The sequence below is a fragment of the Nocardioides sp. genome (assembly GCF_034670285.1).
Classification (GTDB): Bacteria; Actinomycetota; Actinomycetes; order Propionibacteriales; family Nocardioidaceae; genus Nocardioides.
In genome coordinates this window covers 1-9131 of the sequence record NZ_JAXMNS010000121.1, presented here as the reverse complement: position 1 = coordinate 9131, position 9131 = coordinate 1, and the positions used below count along the sequence as shown (strand labels likewise).

At 70.6% G+C, this 9131-nt stretch carries 8 protein-coding genes; 4 read left to right on the top strand and 4 right to left on the bottom strand.

The features are described from left to right. Positions 1 to 1140 (bottom strand): D-inositol-3-phosphate glycosyltransferase (gene mshA, locus VOI19_RS08075; RefSeq protein WP_323792452.1); only part of this gene is annotated, 1140 nt, incomplete at its 3' end. 114 nt (positions 1141 to 1254) lie between these two features. Between mshA and VOI19_RS08070 the strand changes: the two genes are divergently transcribed. Next, a complete protein-coding gene (locus tag VOI19_RS08070) occupies positions 1255 to 2028 on the top strand; it encodes an SDR family oxidoreductase (protein ID WP_323792451.1) in 774 nt (257 codons plus the stop codon). Here the strand turns inward: VOI19_RS08070 and VOI19_RS08065 are convergent. Next, a complete protein-coding gene (locus VOI19_RS08065; RefSeq protein ID WP_323792450.1) occupies positions 2025 to 3377 on the bottom strand; it encodes a protealysin inhibitor emfourin in 1353 nt (450 codons plus the stop codon). The two genes, VOI19_RS08070 and VOI19_RS08065, sit on opposite strands and share 4 nt — an antisense overlap. A gap of 78 nt (positions 3378 to 3455) precedes the next feature. On the opposite strand from VOI19_RS08065, the gene heR reads away from it, so the two are divergent. From heR to VOI19_RS08050, 3 genes are all read left to right on the top strand, one after another. After that, positions 3456 to 4244 carry a heliorhodopsin HeR gene (gene heR, locus VOI19_RS08060; RefSeq protein WP_323792449.1) on the top strand — a complete coding sequence of 263 codons (789 nt, stop codon included), beginning with the start codon at positions 3456 to 3458 and terminating at the stop codon, positions 4242 to 4244. A 138-nt stretch (positions 4245 to 4382) separates the two neighbouring features. After that, entirely contained in the window at positions 4383 to 6269 is a 1887-nt protein-coding gene (typA, locus tag VOI19_RS08055; protein WP_323792448.1) for a translational GTPase TypA, read from the top strand. Between the two features lie 264 nt (positions 6270 to 6533). Then, entirely contained in the window at positions 6534 to 7547 is a 1014-nt protein-coding gene (locus tag VOI19_RS08050; protein ID WP_323792447.1) for a TIGR03617 family F420-dependent LLM class oxidoreductase, read from the top strand. Positions 7548 to 7619: 72 nt separating this feature from the next. On the opposite strand, the gene ccsB is transcribed toward VOI19_RS08050, so the two are convergent. Together ccsB and VOI19_RS08040 are read right to left on the bottom strand one after the other, a co-directional pair. Beyond that, positions 7620 to 8648: a c-type cytochrome biogenesis protein CcsB gene (gene ccsB / locus VOI19_RS08045; RefSeq protein WP_323792446.1), complete on the bottom strand. Its 1029-nt coding sequence runs from the start codon at positions 8646 to 8648 to the stop codon at positions 7620 to 7622. Next, positions 8645 to 9131, bottom strand: a 487-nt coding sequence (locus tag VOI19_RS08040) for a cytochrome c biogenesis protein ResB (RefSeq protein WP_323792445.1), incomplete at its 5' end; no start/stop codon positions are given. The genes VOI19_RS08040 and ccsB, both read right to left, overlap by 4 nt.

The window sequence follows — 9131 nt, the reverse complement described above, 5'->3', positions numbered from 1 at the left end:
CCGGGCGTGCAGGTCGGGGTCACCGATCACGCGACCCAGCGCGGCCGCCCAGTCGCGCGGCTCGTGGGTGTCGAGCAGGAGCCCACTGTGCCCGTCGCGCACGACGGTCGTGAGGCCGCCGACCGCCGCGGCGACGACCGGGGTGCCACACGCCTGGGCCTCGGCGGCGACCAGCCCGAAGGACTCGTTGTACGACGGCACTGCGACGACGGTCGCCGCCGCCATCCAGAGGGCCAGCTCGGCCTGATCGACCGGCGGCACGAACCGCACGACGTCACCCAGCCCGAGCTCGTCGACCAGGGCCGAGAGCGCAGCGGGACGGTCGAGCCCGGTGCCCGAGGGCCCCCCGACGATCGGGACCACGAGACGCGAGCGGAGGCTCGGGTCGCGCTCGAGGAGCACGGCCACGGCTCGCACCAGCACGTCGGGCGCCTTGAGCGGCTGGATGCGCCCGGCGAAGAGGAGCACCAGCGCGTCGTCGGGCAGTCCCAGCCCGGCCCGGACACCGGTGCGGGGCTGGAAGACGTCGAGGTCGACGCCGGGGTGGACGACCTCGACCTGCCCGGGGTCGGCGTCGTACAGGTTGATGAGCTGCTTGGCCTCGAGGTCGGTGTTGGCGATGAGCACGTCGGCCGCCTCGACCACCTGCTCCTCGCCGATCACGCGGGCGTCCGGCTCCGGGGTGTCGGACGCGGCCAGCGCGTCGTTCTTCACCTTCGCCATCGTGTGCATGCTGTGGATCAGCGGCACGCCCCACCGGTCGCGGGCGAGCGCGCCGACCTGGCCGGAGAGCCAGTAGTGGGCGTGCACGGCGTCGTAGTGGCCGACCGGGTGCGCCGCCTCGGTGCGCAGCACCTCGCGGGCGAAGACGCACAGCTGCCCGGGCAGCTCGTGCTTGGTGAGGCCCTCGAACGGCCCGGCGTGGATGTGGCGCACCCACACCCCATCGGCCAGCGGCACGATCGGCGGCAGACTCGAGCTGGTGGCGCGGGTGAAGATGTCGACCTGCACGCCGCGGGCCGCGAGCCGACGGCTGAGCTCGACGACGTAGACGTTCATCCCGCCCGCGTCGCCGGTGCCGGGCTGGTGGAGCGGGGAGGTGTGCAGGCTGATCATCGCCACGCGACGCAGATCCTCCATGAGCACTCCTTCGGTCCGTCGGACCCGGCGTGGTCCGGTCGGGTCAACCATCCTCGCCACGCGATGATTCCCCGGCCACCACAGCCTGCACCAGCCTGCAGCAGAATGGGCACCATGAGCAGCCGCCGTACCGCCGTCGTCACCGGAGCCAGCAGCGGGATCGGGGCCGCCACCGCCCGGGCCCTGCATGCGGAGGGGTTCCACGTCGTGTGCGCCGCGCGCCGCACCGAGCGCGTGAGCGCGCTGGCCGAGGAGATCGGCGGCACCGCAGTCACCTGTGACGTCACCGATGCCGACTCGGTCGCCGCCCTGGCCGCGACGATCGAGGACCTCGGCGGGCGCCTCGACGTGCTCGTCAACAACGCCGGCGGCGCCTTCGGCGCGAGCCCCGTCGCCCAGGCGGACGTCGAGGAGTGGCGCCAGATGTACGACGTCAACGTGATCGGGCTGGTGCAGGTCACCCGCGCCCTGCTGCCGGCCCTGCTGGCAGCGCCGGCCGGGATCATCTGCAACGTCGGCTCCACCGCCGGACGCATCGCCTACGAGGGCGGCGGCGGCTACACCGCGGCCAAGCACGGCACCCAGGTCGTGACCGAGACCTTGCGCCTCGAGCTCTTCGACCAGCCGGTGCGGGTCGTCGAGATCGCCCCGGGGATGGTGCGCACCGACGAGTTCGCGCTGGTGCGCTTCGACGGCGACCAGTCAGCGGCCGACGCGGTGTACGCCGGTGTGGCCGAGCCGCTCGTGGCCGAGGACGTCGCCGACGCGATCAGCTGGATGGTCACCCGGCCCGCCCACGTGAGCGTCGACGAGCTCGTGATCCGCCCGCGCGCGCAGGCCGCCCAGCACAAGGTGCACCGGGTGCTGCCCGAGAAGTCGTCCGACTAACCCTCCCCAGCGCCGAGCACGAGGTCGACCAGGCGGCGCAGGTCGTCGGTGAGCAGGTGCTCGGGCACCCGGGCGCGAGTGCCGCAGACGTCGAGGTCGTAGCAGAACATGTCGGGCCGGGTGGGGGCTGCGCTGCTGGGCAGCCCGCCTGCCTCGACCCGCGCCACCAACCCGCTCAGCTCGCCGCCCACCGCGGGATCGGACAGCGCCACGCTGGCCTGGGTCGTGCGTCCGGCGAACCCGCCGGAGCGCTGCACGCGCACCACGCCCGCACCAGGCGCGCCTTCGGTCGAGGCCGGGATCGAAGCCGGGATCGGGGCCGACTGCGAGACCCGGATGTCGTCGCCCGTCCGGACCCCCACCTCGGCCCAGGCCCCGGCGACCTCGGCGGCGTGGGGCCCGGCGGCCGCGACCGTGGCGGCCGCGAACCCGACGAAGTCGGTCTCGGGGCCCACCTCGCCGCCGACCATCGCGTCGTACCAGATGCGACCGGCTCCCTCCCACGACGAGCCGCCGAGCGCGATCGCCGCGAGGTGGAACGCACGGTTGGGGATCCCGGAGTTGATGTGGACCCCGCCGTTGTCGTCGGGTCCGCTCACGTAGTCGTCGAGGTGGCCCGGCTGCGGGTCACGGCCGAGCCGTGGGTCGTCGTACGCCGTGCCCGGCGCCCGCAGGTCACGCAGTCCCCGCGCCGCGACCCCGGGCAAGAACAGCTCGGCGCCGATCAGCCAGTCGCCATCGACGGCGAGCTGGCCGAGGAGTCGCTGCTTGAAGCAGGTGGCGAACACGTCGGCCAACGACTCGTTGAGCGCCCCGGGCTGGTCGCGGTAGACCAGACCGGCGCTGCGCTCGATGACCGCGTGGGTGAGCTCGTGGGCCAGCACGTCGACCGGGCGCGTGAAGCGGTCGAAGACCACCCCGTCGCCGTCGCCGAACACCAGCTGGGTGCCGTCCCAGAAGGCGTTGGGGTAGTCGCGCCCGAAGTGGACGGTCAGGCTCACCGGGATCCCCTGGTCGTCGTACGACGCGCGGCCGTAGACCTCGGCGAAGAGCGCGAGGGCCCCACTGATGCCGACGGCCGCCTCGTCGACGGCCTCGTCGCCGGTGGCGGGCTGCCCGGCAGCACGGACCGGTCGCCCCGGGAGCGTGGTGGTCTGGTCGGCGGTGTGCACGGTCCAGGCGGGCTGCCCAAGCAGGGTGGGCGGCGTGGGCACGTCGCGGGACGGTGCTGTGGCCTCGGCCCGGGACGTGCGGAGCCGGTCGTCGAGGTCGGCGTCGGCGAGCAGGCCGAGACGCCGGATGAGGTACGGCGGCACGAAGGAGCAGTGGTGTGGGGTCCCGAGAGACATGACCCCAGACAACCCGAGAGCGCCGACACACGCCAGAGGTCATCGGCCACGGACCCCAAGGTGCGGCAGACTCGCTGCATGAGCACCTCACCCTCGTCCTCGACGACGATCGCCAGCGGCGTGACCGACGACCGGCTGGCGAACCTGCGCCGGTGGAACATCGCGCTCTCCGTCCTCCACGCCGCCCAGGCGATTGCAGTCCTCCTCCTGGCGAGCTCGTTCGCCATCACGGTGACCTCGACGTTCCCGACGGGCCCGCCCGGCACCGAGGCCCCTGCTCCGGAGGCGCTCTTCGACGTCGGCATCGGCTTGGCCATCGCGGTCTTCCTGGCGCTCGCGGCCATCGACCACTTCCTCATCGGCACGGTCCTGCGCGGACGCTACGAGGCCGACTTGCGCCGCGGCATCAACCGCATCCGTTGGATCGAGTACTCCTTCAGCGCCACGATCATGATCGTGCTCATCGGGTTCTACAACGGGATCACCGACATCGCCACGATCATCGTGATCATCGGCGCCAACATGGCGATGATCTTCTTCGGCTGGATCCAGGAGGCGATGAACCCTCCGGGCCGCGAGCACACGACGATGGTGCCGTTCTGGTTCGGGACGGTCGCCGGCATCGCGCCGTGGATCGCGATCCTCGTCAACCTGCTGGGTGCCGAGACGGTGCCGGGCTTCGTGCTCGGCATCTTCATCTCGCTGTTCATCTTCTTCATGAGCTTCGGGCTCAACCAGTACCTGCAGTACAAGGAGATCGGCCCGTGGCGCAGCTATGCCTACGGCGAGAAGGTCTACCTCGTGCTGAGCCTGGCCGCGAAGTCGCTGCTGGCGTGGCAGATCTTCGGCGGCTCGCTGGCCGGCTGATCGCCACTTCCTCGGTCCTGCATCGTTGGTGTCGCCAAGGTCGCAGCACCGACGATGCGGGCAGCGGCGCGCCTCGCCAGTAGACTCGCCGAGCCCGTTCGGGCCCCTGATCCCCAACGAAAGCGACGTCGTACGTTCATGTCTACCCTCCGCTCCGACCTGCGCAACGTCGCGATCGTCGCCCACGTCGACCACGGCAAGACCACCCTGGTCGACGCCATGCTCCGTCAAGCCGGTGCCTTCACCGAGCACCAGGCCGAGAGCGTGGCCGACCGGGTCATGGACTCCGGCGACCTGGAGCGCGAGAAGGGCATCACGATCCTCGCGAAGAACACCGCGGTCCACTACGAGGGACCCGCCGGTGGCGGCCAGCCGATGGTCATCAACATCATCGACACCCCCGGCCACGCCGACTTCGGTGGCGAGGTCGAGCGCGGCCTGTCCATGGTCGACGGCATCGTGCTCCTCGTCGACGCCTCCGAGGGCCCGCTCCCCCAGACCCGCTTCGTGCTGCGCAAGGCGCTCAACGCCGACATGCCGGTGATCCTGGTCGTCAACAAGACCGACCGTGGTGACGCCCGCATCGCCGAGGTCGTCGACGAGACCTACGAGCTCTTCATGGACCTCCTCGACGAGTCGCACAGCCAGGAGGCGCTCGACTTCCCCGTCGTCTACGCCTCGGGCCGCGCCGGTATCGCCAGCCTCGTCCAGCCCGAGAACGCCACGATGCCCGAGGGCGACAACCTCGAGCCGCTCTTCAAGACGATCCTCGACACGATCCCGGCCCCGTCCTACACCGAGGGCGCCCCGCTGCAGGCCCACGTCACCAACCTCGACGCCTCGCCCTTCCTCGGCCGCCTCGCGCTGGTCCGGATCCACCAGGGCACGCTGAAGAAGGGCCAGCAGGTCGCGTGGATGCGTCGCGACGGTGAGGTCAAGAACGTCAAGATCACCGAGCTCCTCATCACCGAGGGCCTCGAGCGCAAGCCCGGCGAGTCCGCCGGCCCCGGTGACATCGTCGCCATCGCCGGTATCCCCGACATCACCATCGGCGAGACCCTCGCCGACGTCGAGAACCCCGTCGCGCTGCCGCTCATCCACGTCGACGAGCCGGCCATCTCGATGACCATCGGCACCAACACCTCGCCGCTCGTCGGCAAGGTCAAGGGCTCCAAGGTCACCGCGCGTCTGGTCAAGGACCGTCTCGACCAGGAGCTGATCGGTAACGTCTCGCTCCGCGTCCTGCCCACCGAGCGTCCCGACGCCTGGGAGGTCCAGGGCCGCGGCGAGCTCGCGCTGGCCATCCTGGTCGAGCAGATGCGTCGTGAGGGCTTCGAGCTCACCGTCGGCAAGCCGCAGGTGGTCACCAAGGAGGTCAACGGCAAGCTGCACGAGCCGTTCGAGCGCCTGACCATCGACGCCCCCGAGGAGTACCTCGGCACCGTCACCGAGCTGCTCGCGAGCCGCAAGGGCCGCATGGAGTCGATGACCAACCACGGCACCGGCTGGGTCCGCATGGAGTTCATGGTGCCCGCGCGTGGCCTGATCGGCTTCCGCACCCAGTTCCTCACCGACACCCGCGGCACCGGTATCGCCCACGGCATCTCCGACGGCTACGAGCCCTGGGCCGGCGAGATCCGCTCGCGCATCAACGGCTCGCTCGTCGCCGACCGCAAGGGTGCCGCCACGGCGTACGCCATGACCAACCTGCAGGAGCGGGGCACGATGTTCGTCGACCCCACCACCGAGGTCTACGAGGGCATGATCATCGGCGAGAACTCCCGCGCCGACGACATGGACGTCAACATCACCAAGGAGAAGGCGCAGACCAACATCCGCTCCGCCACCTCCGACAACTTCGAGAAGCTCGTCCCGCCGCGCAAGCTGTCGCTCGAGCAGTGCCTGGAGTTCTGCCGCGACGACGAGTGCGTCGAGGTGACTCCCGAGATGCACCGCATCCGCAAGGTCGTGCTCGACGCCAACGAGCGCGGCCGCACCGCCTCGCGCAACAAGAAGCCCAAGTAGTCCCCCAGCACCACCCGCACGTACGACGGCCCGGTCGGGCGCCTGTGAAGGCGTTCGGTCCGGGCCGTCGGCCATTTCGAGTGGAGCGCGAGATAGTCCCTGACAAAATGGCCCCTATCGAGGCCGATCAGGGGCCATTTCGTCAGGGACTATCTCGCCCCGTCGGGATCTTCGCGGTCGGACCCCTCCTTTCGCGCGGCCGCACACCCTAGGGACCCCGCCATCTGGCAGACACCTTCCCCAATAACTAGAACACGTTCTAAGATGGCTCTTATGCTCCTCGACGTCCAGCTCGACGCCCGCCCCGATCTCGTCGCCGACCGCGCCCGCGACCTCGCCGGCACCGGGATTGCTGGGCTCTTCACCTTCGAGGGCCCCCACGACGTCTTCCTCCCGCTGGCCTCGGCCGCGGGCGTGGTCGAGACCGACCTGATGACCAACGTCGCGATCGCCATGCCGCGCAGCCCCATGCACCTGGCCAACGCCGCGTGGGACCTCCAGCTGATGAGCAAGGGCCGCTTCCGGCTCGGGCTCGGCTCGCAGATCCAGCCCCACATCGAGAAGCGGTACGGCGCCACCTGGAGTCCGCCGGCGGCCCGGATGCGCGAGATCGTGCTCGCGGTCAAGGCGATCCTCACGTCGTGGCAGGACGGCACCCGGCTCGACTTCCGCGGCGAGCACACCCGGCACACACTCATGCCGCCGACCTTCGTGCCCGGCCCGAACCCCTACGGCCCCCCGCCGGTGCTGCTCGGTGCCCTCGGTCCGCTGATGACGCGCACGGCGGCCGAGGTGGCCGACGGCCTGCTCGTAATGCCCTTCAACACCAAGCGCCACTTCGAGGAGCGCACCCTGGTCGCGGTCGCCGAGGGCCTCGAGAAGGGCGGGCGCGAGTCGGTGGCGATCTACCCGCAGGCGATCACGGCGATGGGTCGCACCCCCGAGGAGCAGGCGGCCGCCGACCTCGGCGTACGCGGCTTGCTCGCCTTCTACGGCTCGACGCCGGCCTACCGCCCGGTGCTCGACGCCGAGGGCTGGGGTGACCTCCAGCCCGAGCTCAACGCCCTCTCCAAGACCGGCGACATCATGAAGATGATGGACCTCGTCTCCGACGAGATGATCGAGACGATCGCCGTCCGCGGCACCCCCGAGCAGTGCGCTGCCGAGGCCAAGCGCCGCTTCGGCGGCTCCGCCGACCGGGTCTGCTGCTACTTCCCCGGGTACGACGCCCCGCTCGAGGCGATCGGTGACCTCGCCACCGCCCTCGCCGACGACTGACCGCGGCGAGGCACCGTCAGAAACGACGAAGTGGCCCCTCCAAGCGTGTCGGAGGGACCACTTCGTCAGGGACTATCGCAGGGGGACGCCGGGGTCGATCGGAGCGGCCACCACCACGGCCGGGGTGACCGGGGCCTCCAGCGCGTAGGAGTGCTGCGAGGAGGTCGAGAAGTAGTTGATGCCGATGAAGTTGAACCACAGGGTCGCCAGGCCGATGAGGGCGAGGATCGCGGCATTGCGGCCCTTCCACCCGGCTGTCGCGCGGGCGTGGAGGTAGGCGGCGTAGACGACCCAGGTGATGAACGCCCACACCTCCTTGGGGTCCCAGTTCCAGTAGCGCGACCAGGCCTCGTGCGCCCAGATCGGGCCGGTGATGAGCACCGCGAAGGTCCACACCGGGAAGGCGAAGGCGTGCACCCGGTACGCCGTCCGGTCGAGCGCGGCGAGCGACGGCACACGTGACATCGGGCCGGTCGTGGTCTCGCCGACGCGCATCTTGACGAGGTACATCATGGAGGCGATGCCGCCGAGGGTGAAGGCGCCGGTGGCGATGACGGCCGAGACGACGTGGATGACGAGCCAGTAGGAGTCGAGGGCCTCGGTCAGCGGGGCGACCTCGGAGTGCAGCCAGATCACGGCCACCATCAGCACCGACACGACGAAGCCGGTGACGATCGGCGCCATCCACTGCAGGCCGTACTTGCGCAGCAGCACGAGATACATGAGCGTGACGAAGAAGGCGCCAGAGACCGTGAACTCGTACATGTTGCCCCACGGCACCCGGTTGGGGTCGGCGGCGAGGCCGCGCCCGAGCAGCGACACGAAGTGCGCGGCAGCCGCGATGGCGGTGAGGATCACGCCGAGACGGCCGAGGAAGTCGACCCGACCGCTTCGCGCCGCGTCGAGCTCGGGAGCAGGACCGGTCGCCACAGCGACCGAGCCGGACGCAGCGACGTCCTCGGAGCGGGCCGCCTCACGCACCGCCTTCGGCGCCCGCAGCGACGCCCACTCGGCGAGGTGCACCATCAGGGCGATGAAGTAGAAGATGCCGGCGACCCCGATCGCCTGGTTGCTGAGGGTCTCCCACGCAGTGTCAGTCATGGTCGCTCGTCATGCTCCTCGTTCGGGGTCGGGCTGGGGTCTGGCTCGGGTCGGCTCGTGACGGAGCCGCGCAGCTCGGCGACCACGGAGGCGAGCACCTCGCCGACGTCGCCACCGCCCGAACGGTCGAGCGCGGCCACCTCCACCATGGTGACACCCGACTCCCGACGAGCCCTCACCCAGAGGCGTCGCGGACGGATGAACAGCGAGCCGAGCAGCCCGATCAGGGCCAGCACGACCCCGCCGAGCGCGATGAGCTTGCCGGGACTCTGGCTGATCTGGATGCGCACCCAGGGCTCGACGCCCTCGAAGGAGACGGTGCCGAGCCCGTCGGGCAGGGTCGCGGTCTCCCCCATCCGCAGGTCGAGACGGTAGGGCTGCCCGTCGGCCTTGAGCACCTGGTCGGCCCGCTCGGTCTCGAGCAGGTAGACCGACTGCGGCCGGCCGTCGTCGTAGCCGAGGTCGCCGGTGTAGACCTGCATC